Consider the following 16778-nt stretch of genomic DNA (forward strand, 5'->3'; position numbering starts at 1 on the left):
CCCCCCCGCCCCGCGCCCCCCGCCCGCCGCCCCCCCCCCCCCCCCCCCGCCCCACCCCCCCCCCCCCCCCCCCCCCCCCCCCCGCCCCCCCCCCCCCCCGGGGGGCCCCCCGCCCCCCCCCCCCCACGACAGCGAGTGACGTGGTCTCACGCCGTCACCACATTCCCGCTCTTCCGCAATCCCACATATTGCAGCTCGGCAAACACGCCGGTCGCGATCGCCTGCGCGACGACCATGAGCTCGCCGCTGATGTTCGGCGACACCGCGCCCGAGAACAGCAGCGCGATGCTGCCGACCGTCCAGGCCGCGTTGCCGACCACGACCAGCAGCACGAGCGGCCTCGCCACGGAGGCACGCGAGGCAAGCCAGCCGACCAGCGCGGTGTAGGCGATCAGGAACAGGCCGGTCTCACGCAGCAGCGCTTCAGGCAGGTTGAACAGCGATGCGAACGCGCCGGCGCCGAAGGTGAAGCCGAGGGCGGCGACGCCGCTGAAGATGGCGTCGGCGAGAAGCGCGCGGCGCAGGAAGGTGGATGCGTCGATCATCGTGGTCTCCATGGTTGGGTTGGGCTTGGGGGTGAATTCAGTGCCGTCCGCGCCACCAGGCGCGGAGCAGGCGGGCGAGGCGGAACGGGCAGAGGCTCTTGCCGACGCCGTGCTCGAAGGCTGTTACCTGCGCGACGACATAGTGGCCGGTCGAATGCACCAGGGGCTCGGGCATGTTGAGGCTGCGTGCCAGCATGCGGGTCGCGAGCGTCACGGCCCAGGGAACAAGGTGGTCTGCGATGGTCCGGTAGAGCAGCAGCGCGATCATGGTCATTTCCTGTTGCGACCGAAGATGCGCCGTGGCGGGGACCAATTCGATTACCTCGCGGGTAAAGAATGCGCCCGTTCGCGACAGTCCTAAAGTGTTCGATGCTGTTCGCTAGGCGCGCGCAGGCTGGTCACCGTGCGCAGTCCCGAGACCATCGCTCTACTAGAAAAAGGATGGGCCGGTTATTTGAAGAAGCGTTTCGGCGGGCTCTACCGGCAAGACATCACGCGACCTAACGGGCGTGGTAGTTGGTTGAGCGTGTGTCACTTGCCAAGCGATGTTCTTGTTGCGCAGGAGCTGCAATCGAAAATTGGAAGGGCTGTAGACGCGTGGGTGACGGTGGGCGGGGCAACTATCTGCAGAATGATCGGTTAAGGAATGATCGCTCTCAGCCTCCTGCGATCGCGCGATGGACGAGCGCGATGACCTCGTCAGCATCCTGTTCGGTGCTGTCAAAGCGAGCCACAAACCGGATTACGTCCTGGCCCCGTCGCGCGAATTGCAGCCCGCTCGCTGCAAGACGGTTGATGGCCAAAGCGGGCAGGTTGATGAAAACCAGATTGGCTTCCACTGGCGCAATGAGCTGAACGTCGGGTAGCGCAGCGAGACCCGCTCCAAGACGCGCGGCCACGGCATTGGCCTTCGCCGCGAGCCGCAGATAAAGGCGATCCTCGACGTAGGCGAGCAGCTGTGCAGACGCAAAGCGCATCTTCGACGAGGTCTGGCCGGCGCGGCGAAGCCGATAGGACAGGGATTCGACGAGATCCTGGTCGAACACCACGATCGCATCCGCCGACATCGCCCCGTTCTTCGTCGCCCCGAAGGACAGGATGTCGACGCCAGCGCGCCATGTCATGTCGGCCGGGCTGCAATCGAGCCGCGCCAGCGCGTTGGCGAACCGGGCGCCATCCATGTGCAGCGACAGATTCCTGTCGTGGGCGATTGCTCCGATTTCGGCGATCTCGGCGAGGGGATAGATTGTTCCATATTCGCTGGCCTGAGTGATCGACACCGCATCGGGCTGGGAGCGATTGCGGACTCCCCAGGCCGCCTGGCCCAGCGCCTGGCGCAGGCTCGACGGCTCGATCCGAAAGTTTCGGCCGGACATGGCGACGAGCTTCGCGCCGCCTGTGAAGGCTTCGGTCGCGCCGCCTTCCGCGGTGTGGATATGCGCCTCTTCGTGACAATAGATGGCGCCATAGGGCCGCGCGCAGCTCGCGAGTGACAAGGCGTTGGCCGCCGTACCGGTCGAGACCGGGAACACGGTGACCGCGGTCTCGAACAGCTCCGAGAAGCGCGCATTCAACAATCTCGAATAATCGTCGTCCCCATAGGCGGCGGCCGGGCCGCGATTGGCCTCGGCGATCGCTCGCAGAATCTCGGGGCAGACCGGCGCGACATTGTCGCTGCGGAAATTCGGGAGCGTCGGGGCTGCTTCGTTCATACCGTCCTGTCCTGCCGTCATATCACGGTTGATTCCTGCTTGTTGATGCGCCGATTGATCAGGAGCAACGGGATTGCGGTGACGAGGATAAGCACCGCGGCCGCGGCGGCCGCCAGACCCGCGCCGGTGCCCTCGATGGCATGGTACATCACGACGGTCGTGGTGACCCAGCCGCTCGCATAGAGCACAATGGTCGCGCTCAACTCGGATGCCGCGGTGATCCAGACCAGCACCAGCCCGCCGACAAGGCCGCTGGCCATCAACGGCACGGTCAGGGTCGCGAAGGTTTTGCTTGGCGAGACCCCGAGATTGATCGAGGCTTCCTCGAGCGAGGGATCGAGCTGGTGCACGATTGCCGAGGACGACCGGATCGCGAAGGGGAGCTTGCGGACGACATAGGCGATGACCAGGATCAGCCAGCCGCCGGTCAGAATCAAGGGACCGCTGTTGAACGCGATGATGAGCCCGATCGCCAGGATCGTGCCCGAGACTGCAAACGGCACCATGCCGACGAAATCGAGCAATCCCGACAGGCGCGAGCGGTGCCGGGCCACGACATAGCCGATCGGGGCGCCGATCAGCATGGTGACGGCGGCCGCGATGCTGGCGAGCGTCAGCGTGTTGAGCAGCGGCCGATAGGAGCCCGACAATAGGGTGGCGTAATTGCCCAATCCGAACTCCCAGGTCAGGACAGGGCCGCGAAAGCGCAGGAGGGAGATCATCAACACGGCCGCGAACGGCAGCAGCGAGGCAATCACAATGCCCCAACTCACGATTGTGGCCGTGAGCCGCAGCCCCGGCGTCAGAGGCAGCTTCGCGGGCGCGCTGCGGGCATTGGTCGAAAACCGGCGCTTGCCAAGGTAGTGCCGCTGAACGAGCAGCGCGATCGCCGTGCAGGCGATCAGGAGCACGCTGAGTGCGCCCGCCGCGGCCGGGTTGGCATCAGATTCGCCGGCGAACAGCTTGAAGATGTCGACGGCCAGGAACGGCCGGTCCTCAGCCAGCACCGCTGGCACGCCGAAATTCTCCAGTGCCTCAATGAACACCAATAGTCCGCCGGCAAGGATCGCCGGCATCACGATGGGCAGCAGCACGGTGCGGATCACATAGGGCCGTGAGCCGCCGAGATTGCGGGCTGCCTCCTCCATCGAGGCGTCGACTGCCTGGAATCCGGCCAGCACGGGCATGACGACGTATGGATAGAGCGTCAACGTGAACACGATGACGATGCCGGGCACGCCGTAGATCGATCCGATCGGGATGCCGATCCCGCGCAGAGCGGTGGTGACGACGCCAGCATGGCCGAACAGCAGCACGAGGGCGTAGGCGCTGACGAAAGAGGGCAGGACCAGCGGTAAGGACGCAAGCGTCAGCAGCAGCGCGCGGCCCGGTATGTCGATCCGGGCGAGACAGAAGGCGAGCGGGATGCCGATCGCGCATGCGAAGGCCGTCGCGAGCGCGGCGCAGAGCAGACTGTTGCCGATGCTGCCAAGATAGTAGCGGCTCTTCACAATCGCCGCATAGTTCCCAAGTGTCAGGCCGCCCGTGCCGTCGATCCGAAAGCTTGCATCCAGGACGAGCGCCAGCGGGTAGAGCAGAAACACCGCGAGCAGCACCAGCGCCGCCAGCGTCACGATGGTGGCGAAGCGTTTCATGGCGCCGGATACGCCGTGATCTGGGCAGGGTCGTAGGCAAGGGTGAGCGGCGCGCCGGGCAAGAGATCGAGCGCCTGGCCGCCGAGCGCCGCAATCCGAATCTGGGTGCCGTCCGGCAGGGTTGCGTGGAGGCGTTGTACCGGGCCGAGAAATTCACGCAGCGCCAGACGCGCATGCACAAGCGAGCCACCGGAACCGTCTCGCAGCTGCAGGGCCTCCGGCCTGACCGACAGCAACACCGGCGCGCCCGGCGCTGCGACCTCGCCTCTGACCGTGAATTCCGTTCCGGCTGCTGCGACAGGGGTGTTACGGCCGTCGAAAGCTCCCGCGATGCCCGGCACCATATTGGTCGAGCCGAGGAATTCGGCGACGAAGGCAGTCTGCGGCATTCGATAGATGCGCTCCGGCGTGTCCACTTGCTCGATCTTGCCGTGACGCAAGACGGCGATGCGGTCGGAGATGGCGAGTGCCTCCTCCTGATCATGCGTCACGTAGATCGCAGTCAGGCCGAGCGCCTGCTGCAGCTGTCGGACCTCGATCCGCATTTCGGTGCGCAACTGCGCGTCGAGGTTGGACAGCGGCTCGTCGAACAGGAGCACGGCGGGCTCGATCACGAGCGCGCGGGCGATTGCCACGCGTTGCAGCTGACCGCCGGAGAGCTGGTGTGGCGAGCGCGGACCGTAACCTGCAAGGCGCACCCGCTCGAGCGCCTTATCGACGCGCGATGCGATCTCGGCAGCCGGAACCTTCCTGGCCTTCAGCCCGTAGGCCACGTTTTCGGCGACGGTGTGGTTCGGGAAGATCGCGTAGTTCTGAAACACCATGCCGGTGTCGCGGCGATGCGCGGGCAGAGCATCGATGCGCCGGCCGTCGAAGCAAATGGAGCCGGATTCGACGTCGATGAAGCCTGCGATCATGCGCAGCAACGTCGTCTTCCCGCAGCCTGACGGCCCAAGCAGCGTGAACAGCTCGCCATGCTTGATGTCGAGCGAGATGTCGTCCACGGCCCGCACCGCGCCGAAGGTGCGGGTCAGGTTTTCAATCCGGATCGCGGTCATCGGATCAGCGCGTGTTCTGGATCGTGGTCTTCAGCCGCGCGAGGGTGTCGCGACGGGCCGCTTCCCATTTGGTGTCGTCATAGGGCAGCACCTTGACTGCCGAGAACGGCAGCATCCCCGGTGCGACTGCCTCGAGCTCGATATCCTGACGGGCAGGGCGCCGGAACGTCGCCTTCAGCAACATCTCCTGGACTTCCTTGCTGCCCAGATAGTCGACCAGCCGTTTGGCAGGCTCGGGGTTCGGTCCGCCTTTCAGGATGGCCGCGCCTTCGACGCCCGCATAGGTGCCCTCGGCCGGATAGGCGACGCTCACCGGCGCACCGTTATGGGCCCACAGGAAGCCGGCATATTCGAGCGTGATGCCAAGCGGATATTCGCCGCTGCCGATCCCGTCGAAGACCTGGGTCGAGCGGTTGAGCACCTTCGCATTCGCAAGAAGCCCGTCCATCTTGGTCCAGGCTGCGTCGTCCGCGCCCCACAGCGAGAGAAGCGTGGTCGCGGCCGCATATGAGAATCCGGAATTGGCAGGGTCGGTAAAGGCGAGCTTGCCTTTCCATTTCGGATCGAGGAGGTCTGCCCAGGCTTTGGGCCCGCTGGCCTTGTCGATCGCCTTGGTGTTCTGGCCGATCACGACGACCTGGATGTTGGTGCCCAGCCAAAGGTCGTTCGGATCGCGAAATTGCGCCGGCACGGCTTCGCGGCCCTTCGCCGCGTAAGCCTGAAGGTGCGGGCTCGCCAGCCGCAGCAGCGTCGCGCTGACGCCCCAGATCACGTCGCCCTGCGGATTGGCGGCCTCGGACGCGACGCGGCGCACCAGCACACCTGATCCGGTCGAGACCACGTCGACCTTGATTCCGGTCGCCTTGGCGAAGCCTTCGGCTACAAGCTTGTTCACGGTGTCGTCGTTGGCCGAATAGAGCACGACGCTCTGCTGGGCCGAGACCAGCCCGGCCGCGAACAGCGATGCCGCGAGCGTCACGACTCGGGCGAGGATGGAGGCAGGAGGTCTCATCGTGGTTCGCCCTCGTGGGTTCAGCGATTGCTCATGCGGTTGCGGCGAGGTACTCGGTGGCCGCCTTGAGCCCGGCGCCGGGTTCGATCGGCAGGCCGAACTTCGTGAGTGCGTCCTCGAGATGCAGAAGGTCGGTCAGAATGGTCCCCGCGCTCAAAGCACCCATCGTGCCAAACCGGATGACACGGCCGGAGAGACGGTTGCGGGCGCCTGCGATCACCGTGCGGTGATCCTGGTAGAGCTGCCGCACGATGGCTCCGCCTTCGAGCCCGTCGGGGACCTTGAAAACCACGACCGTGTTCGAGCGTGGCTCATCGCGGCAAAAATCTGCGAGTCCGAGCGCCGCGCCGCCGGCGCGCAGCGCGGCGGAGAGCTTCTTGTGGCGCGCGAGCACATTGGCGAAGCCTTCCTCGTGCATCATCGTCAAGGCCTCACGCAGGCCATAGATGAGGCTCACCGGTGCCGTGAACGCGGTCTCGTTCTGCTCCGCGGATTTCAGCGCGCGACGGAAATCCCAATAGAAGGCCGATCGCTGCTCGTCCTGCCCGATCACGTGCCACGCCTTGGCGCTGACGCTGGCAAGTGCGAGGCCGGGCGGGCACATCAAGGCCTTTTGCGAGGCCGAGACAACGATGTCGACGCCCCATTCGTCCTGCCGCATCGCGATGCCGCCGAGACCGCTGACGGAGTCTGCGATGAGCAGCGTTGGCCGGTCGCGCACCAGTGCGCCGAGCGCCGCGAGATCGGCCACGATCCCGGTCGAGCTCTCATTGTGCACGACGACGACGGCGCGATAGGTGTGGTCGCGCAATCGGGCTTCCACCGCGGCGACATCGATCGCCTGGCCCCATTCGATCGCGACCGTGTCGACGGTGATGTTCATGGCCTTGGCGATCGTGGTGAAACGCTCACCGAACTGACCATGCTCGACTACGAGGATCCGATGGCCCGGTCCGGCCACGTTGACGAGCGCAGCCTCCATAACGCCGGTTCCGGAGCTCGCAAAGAACAGGATGCGGTTCGTCGTGCCTAAAATCGGGCGGATCATCTCCTCCGCCTCGCCGATTGCAGTCCGGCATTCGGGTCCGCGATGGTTGACCATCACCCGAGCCATCGCCTGCCGCACCCGCTCGGGCACTTCGGTTGGACCGGGAAGCCGAAGACGGTATCCCGTCGAGGCAATGGCGCTCGGAGTGTCTGTGATCGTCATAGCTTGAAGTCACCGTTCTGACGCATATAGGGAACGAGGCCGCCCGCGCGCAGGATCGCCAGCATGATCGGCGGCAGCGGCTCCGGGCTGAGGGTCTCACCGCTGCGTTCGTTGCGGATCGCGCCGGTGCCGTCGGAGATCAGGATGTCGCCCTCACGAATTCCGCCGGTTTCGCAGACAAGCGGCAGCAGGCCGTTGTTGATCGCGTTGCGGTAGTAGGTGCGCGAGAAGCTTCGCGCCATCACCGCCGGAATGCCGGCCCCGAGCACGGTTGTGACGGCAACCTCCATCGCCGAGCCGCAACCGAAATTCTTGCCCGCCACCAGGATGTCTCCCGGTTGCACAGAAGCTGCAAAGGTCGGATCGACATGCTCGAACAGGAATTGCCTGAGAACGGCGGGGTCGAGGCTCTCCCGCTTGCGGGTCGAGCTGATGATCGAGTCGGTGTTGACGTCGTCGCCGACAAGTCGCGCGCGTCCTCGCAGGGCTGTCATCGCGACACCTCGCGAGGATCGGTCACGACACCGCGGGTCGCGGCGGCTGCGCAAGCTGCCGGGGAGGCGAGGTAGATCGATGCCTTGGCGTTGCCCATGCGGCCCTTGAAGTTCCGGTTGGCGGTCGAGATCACCGAAACCCCGTCGCCGGGGATCACCCCGCAGGTCCCGCAGCAGGAGCCGCAGCCCGGCTCGACCACGGTTGCGCCGAAGCCGACCAGGGCGTCGAGCGTGCCATCGGCCGCCATGGCGTCGCGGACCTCGCGCGATGCCGGCGTGACCACGAGCTGCACGCCGGGTGCAACGCCTCCACCCGCCTCGAGCACCGCGAGAGCCTGATGGAAGTCGCGTAACCTGCCGCCCGTGCAGGTGCCGAGATAGACCATCTGTACCGGCGTGCCGGCCGCATCCTCGAGCGCCACGACCTGATCCACCAGATGCGGCAACGCGATCCGCGGCGTGAGGGCGTCGAGCGCGATCTCCACGGTCCGGCTGTAGTGCGCATCCGGATCCGCTGCGACCGGTTCGAAAGCCTGGCCGGTGCGGCCCTGCAGATAGGCGATGGTTTCAGCATCGGCCGGGAAGATGCCGGTCTTCGCGCCCATCTCGACCGCAAGATTGCTCAGGACGAGGCGGTCCTCCAGCGCGAGGGTGGCGACACCCGGTCCTGCGAATTCGAGTGCCTGATAGGCGGCACCGTCAGCGCCGAGCGTGCCCGCGAGGGCCAGTGCGATATCCTTCGCATAGACGCCGCTCGGCAGTTGTCCGGTCAGGACGACGCGGATCGAATCCGGCACGCGCAGCCAGATCCGGCCACACAGCATGACCGCGGCGAGATCGGACGAGCCGATCCCGGTCGCAAAGCAATTCAGTGCCCCGTATGTCACGGCATGGCTGTCGGCTCCGACGACCAGGCCACCCGGCAGAGCGCGGCCCGTCTCCACGATGAGCTGGTGACCGATTCCTTCACCGGCTTCATGCAGCGTGACGCTGAACCGCTTGGCGAAGTCCCGCATCACGCGGTGCAGCTCGATCGTCTGCGGGCTTGTCGGCGGCACGTAATGGTCGAGCGCAAAGACCAATCGGGCGGCATCGCGCACGTTCTCTCCGCCCATCGCCTTGAAATAGTCGAGCGCCATCGGGACCGAACCGTCGGTGCCGAGCGCGCAATCGACCTCGCAGACCACGAGGTCCCCGGCGTGCGCATCCTGCCCGGATTTTCGAGCGAGGATCTTCTCGGAGATCGTACGCCCGGCCATCGCTAGACCTCTGGCATCTCGCAGCCGAGACGTCGGAGCGAGGCGTCGACCCAGCTGCGATCGAGCGTACCGGCTTCGATCGCCGCCATTTGCTTGGTCTCGGCAGACTGCTTGGCTTCGGCGGCCTCGATCACCGCTCGGCAATCGTCGATGGCGACGGCTAGCACGCCGTCGTCGTCGCCCAGCACCAAATCGCCGGGCTGGATGACCATGCCGCCGATCGCGATCGGTCCGTTGATCTCGCCCGGACCGTCCTTGTACGGACCGCGATGGGTGACACCCGCCGCGAAAACGGGAAGGGGGTTTGCCCGGATCGCAGCGGCATCGCGGATCGCGCCATGGATAACGATGCCGGCGACGCCGCGCCGGGCGGCCTGCGCGAGCATCATCTCGCCGAAGATTGCGTTGCTGAGGTCGCCGCCCGCATCGACCACGATGACGTCGCCGGCAACCGCGATGTCGAGCGCTTTGTGGACCATCAGATTGTCGCCGGGGCGCGTCTTCACGGTCAAAGCGGGACCGGCCATGCCGCCAGCCGCATGCATCGGCCGGAGCGTGGCGCCGCCCGCGGCCATGCGCGACATCACATCGCTGATGTTGGCGACCGGAAGGGCGCGAGCCCGTTCGACCCATTCGCCTGCGACAACACGCTTGCGGGAAAGGATCCTGAACCCTACGGCCATATCAACCCCATTGAAAATGGAACGCCGTTACGCATAGTGTAACGGTGACGAGCCGAGGTCAACTGAAAATCGGCAGGACAGGGATTTTCGATGCCCAAGACGCAAGGGGTCGCCGCCGTGCAACGGGCGTTGGCGATCCTGGATACCTTCGCTGGAGCCGGGTCGCGCAGCCTGGCCGACATCGCCAAGATCACGGGCTTGGCGAAACCGACCGTGATGCGCTCGCTGGTGTCGCTGGATGAAGCCGGCTACGTCGTCCGCCTCAGCGACGGCCGCTACGCACTCGGCGCGAAGACTTTCCAGCTCGGCACCACCTATCGGGCCAATTTCAATCTCGAACAGCATGTGCTGCCGGTCCTTCAGCGGCTAAGCCAGGAGACGTTGGAGAGCAGTGCGTTCCACGTGCGTGAACGCGATAGCCGGCTCTGTCTGTTTCGGGTGGATTCGCCGCAGCTCGTGCGCGACGTCGCGCGGCCCACAAACCTCGCGCCACTCGATTTGACCTCGACGGGACAAGTGCTGCGGACGGCGCGCTGGGCAGACCGCACGGATGGCGGCGTGCAGGTCTTCGTCAGTTCCGGAATCTACGACGCTGTGACGGCCTCCCTCTCCACCGCCGTTTTCGGCCACGACGGAGCGCTGGTGGGCGCCATGACCGTGAGCGGCCCAATCGAACGCATCCGTCAGGCCGACCTCCAGGCGCTGGCGTCCCGGCTCACCGACGCCTCGTATCGGCTCTCACTTGTGCTCGGCGCGCCATTGCCCCGCGAGGTCGGCGCGCCGCGGATCATCAGTCTGCCATCGGCCGAAACAGGCTCTCCCTGACGCCGCCCCGTTCTCCATCAATCCTGATGGTTCTCACGATCATCCGGCCCGAGACGCTCGTGCGTCGGCACAGGGCCGGCTTTCGCTGCTACTGGCGTTGGAAGTGACATAGAGGGAGATCGGCCGATTAAAGCCGCCCCTGCGGAGGGTCTCGGCGTCTTTCTCGGGGGCGTTGTGGGTGGTAGGGCTTCCGCCCTCCTCGAAGGATGGAATCGAAGTGAAATTCTTTCCTAATTCTCGCTCGGGCAAATTTCTGCGAGGCGCGGCCGCCGCGTCCGACGATACGCGGTTTTGCCGAGGCGGTGAGGAATGCACTCGTAAAGAAGTGAGCTAGCCGGTTGCGCGCGGGAGCATGCCCTTGGCGGTAATCTCCGCCGAAAGCTCTTCGATCGTCTTGCGTTGTTCCATGGCGGCTTTGCGGATCAGCGCAAAGGCGGCTGGTTCTGCCAGCGCGTGCGAGTGCATCACCTGGAGAACGGCGGCGAGCACGACGCGACGCGACCGAAGACGCTGCTCGAGCTTGACCACCTGCTGCTTCAATTCGTTGGTGCGTTCGCTTCGCTCGATTGCCATGACGAGCGCCGCGTAGATGCCGGCCGAGCGCAACGGCTTGACCAGGAACGAGGCCGGATCGAGCTCGAACACTAGCTTCAGCCGGCTTGGCGTTTCGGTGCCGAGCAGGGCGATGACCGGGCAGCGTCCCAGGAACGCGCGTCGTGCCGGTTGCGTCAAAGGCAGGAACTCGTCATCGATCAACGCCAGATCCGGCGCGAAGTCGATCGCCTCTGTCGGCTCCCACGCGATGCTGTCGACCCCAAGACGCTCGAACTGGCGTCGCACGATGGTTGCGTCGCGTTCGTCCTTGATGGCGACGATTGCCTTACGCCCGCGCAGCGAAAATGAAGACGGTCTGCTCATTTTACAACCCGCAAATGCGGCGCATTCGGCAATGCGCCGCCCGCCGAGGTCTCCCTCGAAGGGCTGACGGCAACGTCGAGCTGCGTCAGGTAAGGATCAGGCTTAACAGGCGCGTCGGCTTCCCAGAAGATATCAAACTGTCCTCGCGGATTGGAAACGGCAAGCCGCGGTGTAAGGACGCAATGATTGTTGCCGCCGTCGATCCAGACCGGTCCTTGCGGCGAATTGTAGCGATGGCCGGCCGCGGCGCGCCGCACCTCGGCGATACTCGATGTGCCAGCGCGCTGCAACGCGCGCGCCAGCAGATAGACGGCGACATAGGCGGATTGCCCGTCGACCGAGGGGCTGCTGTCGTCGCCATAGCGCGCCTTCCAGCGTGCAACGAATGCGCGGTTCTCCGGCAGGCGGATGCTCTCGAAATAGGCCGATGACGTGATGCAGCCGGCCGACGCCGGTCCGACGATCGACAGTTCCGGTTCGCACAGGCTGCAGCTCAGCATCGGAATCTCGAGCCCGGCGGCCTTGGTGCCGGCGTGGAAGGCGCGAATGAAGTCGTAGCTCGAGCTTCCGACCAGCGTGTTGAAGACGATCGGCGGCTTGCGGCGGACGATCTCGTCGACGATGTGCCCGACGGCGCTTTCGCCGAGTTCGAGCAGCCGTTCGGCCAGGATGTGGCCGTCTGCCGCGCTGACCAACTCCCGGGTGACGCGATTGGTCTCCCATGTCCAAACGTAGTTGGAGCCGACGCAGAAGATCTCCCGGGACAGATTGTCGAGCACGTACCGGACGAGCGGCAGGACGTTGTGATTGGGCGAGGCGCCGACATAAATGACGTTGTCGGAGCACTCGAAGCCCTCGTAGCGCGCAGGATACCAGAGCAGGCGATCGGTGCGCTCCACGATCGGCAGAACTTGTTTGCGCGACGCCGACGTGTAGCAGCCGATGATGTGCTCGACGCCGACATTGCGGATGAGATCGTCGCAGACCGTATGGTATTCGGAGATGATGCCGCGAGGATCGCGGATATGAGCGGCAATCGAGAAGCCGAACTCCGTCTGGTTGTTGATCTCGTCGACCGCCATCATCGCGCTCTTGAGGATCTCGCGGCCCATAGCCTGATATGGCCCGGACTGCGAGCAGATGATGCCAACGGGAACAGACGGTTTTGTCATTGACGACTTTCGGTAGTGCAACGCGAAGATGAAATCATCATCGGCGATGACAGTGCAAGTGGCTTGCCGTTTTGCTGCGCAGCACTATCGAAATTTAGGCAGAGAGCATCGTTGACAATGCGATGGGCAGTTACTTAGACTTTTCTCCTACAGGGCTACCTGTCGAACCTCGCGTGCGCCGATCTGGCCGATGACGTCCAGCTCCTTGCACTAAGTGCTTCGTTCGATTGCGGCCCCTAAGCGACAGATCATAGCCGCGGCATTTGAGCCATTCGTCGCCTCATTCGGGAGGGACGGGTGGCTTTTTTCGTTTGCCGCCAAGGAAGCTGGCGATGCGTCCGCGTCGCCAGAACGGTGACGCATGCGCGGAGACGACCGCGCGTCACATCGAGTGTGAGGATGAAGAACGATGGCGGCAACAGATCTCCACTATCTCGGACTCGTCGACGTCGGGCGGAAGATCCAGGCGAAGGAGCTGTCGCCGGTCGAAGCGACCAAAGCGATGCTCGGGCGGATCGAGAAGCTCGACGGCAAGCTCAAGAGTTTCGCTTATGTGATGGCTGACTCGGCGCTCGCGGACGCTGCCACGGCCGAGAAGGAGATCGCTTCCGGAAAGATCAAGGGGCCGCTGCATGGTGTGCCAGTGGCGGTCAAGGATCTCTGCTGGGCCAAGGGCGCGCCGGCGGCCCATGGCATGACCATTCATCGAGATTTCCGTCCCTCCGAGGATGCAACGGTAGTTGCGCGGTTGAAGGATGCCGGCGCCATCATCCTCGGCAAGCTGCAGCAAACCGAAGGCGCCTACGCCGATCATCACCCGAAGATCGACCCGCCGAAGAACCCGTGGAACGCGGATCTCTGGCCCGGCGCATCCTCGAGCGGCTCCGGCGTCGCTACCGCGGCGGGCCTCTGCTTCGGCTCGCTCGGCACCGATACGGGTGGATCAATCCGCTTTCCGTCCGCGGCTAACGGCGTCACCGGGCTCAAGCCGACCTGGGGGCGCGTCAGCCGCTACGGCGCATTCGAGCTTGCGGCGACGCTGGATCATATCGGCCCGATGGCAAGGAGCGCGGTCGATTGCGGCGCCATCCTCGGCGTGATCGCGGGTCAGGACCCCAAGGACACGACGTCGGTTCCGCTGCCCGTACCTGACTATCTCGCCAGTTTGTCCGGCGACCTTCGCGGCGTGACGATCGGCGTCGACCGGCGCTGGACCAGCGAAGGCACCGATGGCGATGCGGCCAAGGTGTTGACCGAGGGTCTGCGTGTAGCGGCCGATCTCGGCGCGAAGATCAAGGAGATCGCGTTCCCCGATCCCAAGGCGGTCATCGACGACTGGTTCCCGCTGTGCGGCATCGAGGTCGCCGTCGCGCACGAGGACACCTATCCCGCGCGCAAGGACGAGTACGGCCCGGCACTCGCTGGCCTGCTCGATCTCGGTCGGCAGCAGTCCGGCATGGACTATCAGAAGATCGTGCTCCGGCGCGAAGCGTTTCGTGGCGCCGTCCGCCTTCTGTTCGAATCGGTCGATCTCCTCGCAGTGCCGGCCCAGGCATTCGCCGCGCCCACGCTCGCCAAGATGGCGTCGCTCGGCGAGGACGCCTCGCTGATCGCAGGCTTGCTTCGCTTCACATGCCCGTTCGACATGACGGGAAGCCCGACCGTGACGCTACCCGGCGGCTTCGCCGCGAATGGCGGTCCGGTTGGCTTCCAGTTCGTCGGTCGTCATTTCGATGAGGCCGGCCTCGTTCGCGCGGGCGATGCGTTCCAGCGCGTTACCGACTGGCACAAGCGTCATCCCGGGATCTGAGTTCAGGAGCCAATCATATGCCCGCAGAAGACTGGTTGAAGAATTCCATCATGGCCAAGCGTGCGGTCGCCAAAGGCGCGACCGGGGCGACGCATAGCCTGACGATCGAAGAGCAGGGCGGCTTCCACTACGTCTACGGTCCCTATGCAAAGCCGACCCTGTCGATCGACCCCGGCGGAGTGGTGGTTGTCGAGACGGAGGATGCGTTCGGCGGTGTGCTCACCAGCGAGAGCGACAGCCCCACCGCCAAACTGAACTTTCCCTATCTGAACCCGCAATGCGGGCCGATCGCGGTTAAGGGCGCCAAGAAGGGCGATTGCCTCGCGATCTACATCCGCGACGTCGAGACCCGCGGCGAGCAGCCGGCCGGCACGACCTGCATTATTCCTGAGTTCGGCGGACTCGTCGGGACAAGCTCGACGGCACTGCTCAATCCGCCATTGCCGGAGCGCGTGAAGAAGCTGCATGTCGACAGGAACGGCGTGCGCTGGAACGACAAGATTACGCTGCCCTACGAGCCGTTCATCGGCACCATCGGCGTCTCGCCGGAGATCGAGGCGATCTCGTCGCTGCAGCCGGATTACCACGGCGGCAACATGGATCTGCCCGACGTCGCCCCCGGGGCGATCATCTATTTCCCGGTGCATACCGACGGCGGGATGCTCTACGTCGGCGACTGTCACGCGACGCAAGGCGACGGCGAACTCTCCGGGGTGGCTCTGGAGCAGCGCGCGACCGTCACGCTGCAGGTCGACCTGATCAAGAACTGGAGCTTCGCCTGGCCGCGGCTCGAGACAAAGGACTTCATCATGACGATCGGCAGCGCGCGTCCGCTCGAGGACGCGGCGCGTATCGCCTATCGCGAGCTCGTGCGCTGGATGGCGGCCGACTACGGCTTCGACGAGATCGACGCCTACATGCTGCTCAGCCAAGCCGGGCGGATGCGCCTCGGCAACATGGTCGACCCTAAATACACGATGGGAGCATCGATCCTGAAGAATTACCTCAAGCCATGACATCCAGTCGCTTTCAGAAACAGGGGATATCACGATGAGTTCGGGACGCAAGTTAGGGATGGTTTTGCTCGGCGCCATGCTCGGTACCGCAGCGGCAATGACCGTTGCTCGGGCCGCGGAACCACCGTTGAAGGTGGGTCTGCTCGAGGACGTGTCGGGCGATCTCGCCTTCATGGGCATGCCGAAGCTGCACGGCTCGCAGCTGGCCGTCGAAGAGATCAACAAGAGCGGCGGCATCCTGGGGCGGCAGATCGAGCTGATCCATCTCGATCCGCAGGGCGACAACGCCCGTTATCAGGAATTCGGCCGACGTCTGCTCAATCGCGACAAGGTCGACGTGCTGATCGGCGGCATCACATCGGCCTCGCGCGAGGCGCTGCGTCCCATCGTCGACCGCACCTCGACGCCTTATTTCTACACCAACCAGTATGAAGGCGGTGTCTGCGACGCCAGCATGATCAGCATGGGCGCGGTGCCCGAGCAGCAATTCTCGACGCTGATCCCGTGGATGGTCGAGAAGTTCGGCAAGAAGGTCTATGTCATCGCGGCCGACTACAATTTCGGTCAGATCTCGGCGGAGTGGAACCGCAAGATCATGAAGGATCTCGGCGGCGAGGTCGTCGGTGAGGAGTTCATTCCCCTCGGCGTGTCGCAGTTCGCGCAGACGATCCAGAACATTCAGAAAGCGAAGCCGGATTGGCTACTTACGATCAATGTCGGCGCTGCCCAGGATTCGTTCTTCGAGCAGGCGGCTGCGGCCAACCTCAATCTGCCGATGGGATCGTCGATCAAGGTCATGCTCGGCTTCGAGCACAAGCGGTTCAAGCCGCCGGCGCTCAACAACATGCATGCGACTGCGAATTGGTTCGAGGAGATCGACACGCCAGAGGCTACCGACTTCAAGAAGCGCTGGCACGCGAAATTCCCTGACGAACTCTACATCAACGACATGGGCTACAATGCCTATAATGCGCTCTACATGTACAAGGCTCTGGTCGAGAAGGCGAAGTCGATCAAGCTCGACGACATGCGCAAGGTCATCGCGACCGGCGATGCATGCATCGACGCTCCCGAAGGCAAGGTGTGCATCGATCCGAAGAGCCAGCACACCTCGCACCGCATGCGCCTGATCTCGGTCGGGCCGAAGCATGAGGTGAAGGTCGAGAAGGACTATGGGACGATCCAGCCGTACTGGCTTGGCGAAATCGGTTGCGATCTCACCAAGAAGAACGACAAGGACCAATACACGCCGAGCCATCTCCCGAAGAAATCGTGACGCCTGACGGGCACGGATTTTGCTCGTATTGAGAGTTGCGCTCTTGGACAAGGCCGGGGCCCCCACCCAGCGGCGCCCGGGTCGGGGAAGGGGCCAAGAATTGGGGGGGAGTATTATGGGGTTTGTTTAAGTT

Annotated in this window: 16 protein-coding genes; 4 read left to right on the top strand and 12 right to left on the bottom strand. The window is 64.6% G+C overall.

Going from position 1 to position 16778, the window contains the following annotated elements; genetic code table 11:
* Positions 1 to 146 precede the first annotated feature (146 nt).
* From AC0L3X_RS27940 to AC0L3X_RS27985, 10 genes are all read right to left on the bottom strand, one after another.
* Positions 147 to 545: a hypothetical protein gene (locus tag AC0L3X_RS27940; protein ID WP_354131411.1), complete on the bottom strand. Its 399-nt coding sequence runs from the start codon at positions 543 to 545 to the stop codon at positions 147 to 149.
* Between the two features lie 37 nt (positions 546 to 582).
* Positions 583 to 813 (bottom strand): hypothetical protein, encoded by a 231-nt coding sequence (locus AC0L3X_RS27945; RefSeq protein ID WP_014494050.1) that lies wholly within the window; start codon positions 811 to 813, stop codon positions 583 to 585.
* 388 nt (positions 814 to 1201) lie between these two features.
* On the bottom strand, positions 1202 to 2257 hold the full coding sequence (locus tag AC0L3X_RS27950) for a threonine aldolase family protein (RefSeq protein ID WP_208087669.1): 1056 nt from the start codon (positions 2255 to 2257) through the stop codon (positions 1202 to 1204).
* Between the two features lie 17 nt (positions 2258 to 2274).
* Entirely contained in the window at positions 2275 to 3912 is a 1638-nt protein-coding gene (locus tag AC0L3X_RS27955; protein WP_354131412.1) for an ABC transporter permease, read from the bottom strand.
* Positions 3909 to 4970, bottom strand: a complete 1062-nt coding sequence (locus tag AC0L3X_RS27960) for an ABC transporter ATP-binding protein (protein WP_063982310.1) — start codon at positions 4968 to 4970, stop codon at positions 3909 to 3911. Before AC0L3X_RS27960 ends, AC0L3X_RS27955 begins: the two co-directional genes overlap by 4 nt.
* Before the next feature lie 4 nt (positions 4971 to 4974).
* Positions 4975 to 5982 (bottom strand): extracellular solute-binding protein, encoded by a 1008-nt coding sequence (locus AC0L3X_RS27965; protein WP_354131413.1) that lies wholly within the window; start codon positions 5980 to 5982, stop codon positions 4975 to 4977.
* 31 nt (positions 5983 to 6013) lie between these two features.
* Positions 6014 to 7192 (bottom strand): pyridoxal-phosphate-dependent aminotransferase family protein, encoded by a 1179-nt coding sequence (locus AC0L3X_RS27970; RefSeq protein WP_354131414.1) that lies wholly within the window; start codon positions 7190 to 7192, stop codon positions 6014 to 6016.
* Entirely contained in the window at positions 7189 to 7686 is a 498-nt protein-coding gene (locus AC0L3X_RS27975) for a LeuD/DmdB family oxidoreductase small subunit (RefSeq protein ID WP_085404246.1), read from the bottom strand. The genes AC0L3X_RS27970 and AC0L3X_RS27975 overlap by 4 nt, the downstream gene beginning before the upstream one ends.
* Entirely contained in the window at positions 7683 to 8945 is a 1263-nt protein-coding gene (locus AC0L3X_RS27980) for a 3-isopropylmalate dehydratase large subunit (RefSeq protein ID WP_354131415.1), read from the bottom strand. Before AC0L3X_RS27980 ends, AC0L3X_RS27975 begins: the two co-directional genes overlap by 4 nt.
* 2 nt (positions 8946 to 8947) lie before the next feature.
* On the bottom strand, positions 8948 to 9628 hold the full coding sequence (locus AC0L3X_RS27985; protein WP_354131416.1) for an RraA family protein: 681 nt from the start codon (positions 9626 to 9628) through the stop codon (positions 8948 to 8950).
* Between the two features lie 90 nt (positions 9629 to 9718).
* Here AC0L3X_RS27985 and AC0L3X_RS27990 point away from each other — a divergent pair, with 90 nt between their 5' ends.
* The gene (locus AC0L3X_RS27990) at positions 9719 to 10453 is read left to right on the top strand and encodes an IclR family transcriptional regulator (RefSeq protein WP_049807412.1); all 735 of its coding nucleotides are present in this window, start codon (positions 9719 to 9721) and stop codon (positions 10451 to 10453) included.
* Between the two features lie 330 nt (positions 10454 to 10783).
* Here AC0L3X_RS27990 and AC0L3X_RS27995 read toward each other — a convergent pair whose 3' ends face one another.
* On the bottom strand, positions 10784 to 11371 hold the full coding sequence (locus AC0L3X_RS27995; RefSeq protein WP_028151206.1) for an ANTAR domain-containing response regulator: 588 nt from the start codon (positions 11369 to 11371) through the stop codon (positions 10784 to 10786).
* Positions 11368 to 12543 carry a transporter substrate-binding domain-containing protein gene (locus AC0L3X_RS28000; protein ID WP_028151205.1) on the bottom strand — a complete coding sequence of 392 codons (1176 nt, stop codon included), beginning with the start codon at positions 12541 to 12543 and terminating at the stop codon, positions 11368 to 11370. The genes AC0L3X_RS27995 and AC0L3X_RS28000 overlap by 4 nt, the downstream gene beginning before the upstream one ends.
* A 409-nt stretch (positions 12544 to 12952) precedes the next feature.
* Here AC0L3X_RS28000 and AC0L3X_RS28005 point away from each other — a divergent pair, with 409 nt between their 5' ends.
* The 3 genes from AC0L3X_RS28005 to AC0L3X_RS28015 are packed head-to-tail and all read left to right on the top strand — an operon-like array spanning position 12953 to position 16645.
* Positions 12953 to 14353 carry an amidase gene (locus tag AC0L3X_RS28005; protein ID WP_354131417.1) on the top strand — a complete coding sequence of 467 codons (1401 nt, stop codon included), beginning with the start codon at positions 12953 to 12955 and terminating at the stop codon, positions 14351 to 14353.
* 17 nt (positions 14354 to 14370) lie between these two features.
* A complete protein-coding gene (locus AC0L3X_RS28010; RefSeq protein ID WP_208087657.1) occupies positions 14371 to 15369 on the top strand; it encodes an acetamidase/formamidase family protein in 999 nt (332 codons plus the stop codon).
* Positions 15370 to 15403: 34 nt separating this feature from the next.
* The gene (locus AC0L3X_RS28015) at positions 15404 to 16645 is read left to right on the top strand and encodes an urea ABC transporter substrate-binding protein (RefSeq protein WP_473317026.1); all 1242 of its coding nucleotides are present in this window, start codon (positions 15404 to 15406) and stop codon (positions 16643 to 16645) included.
* Positions 16646 to 16778: the final 133 nt, after the last annotated feature.

The sequence above is a fragment of the Bradyrhizobium sp. MI1.7 genome, from assembly GCF_055811795.1.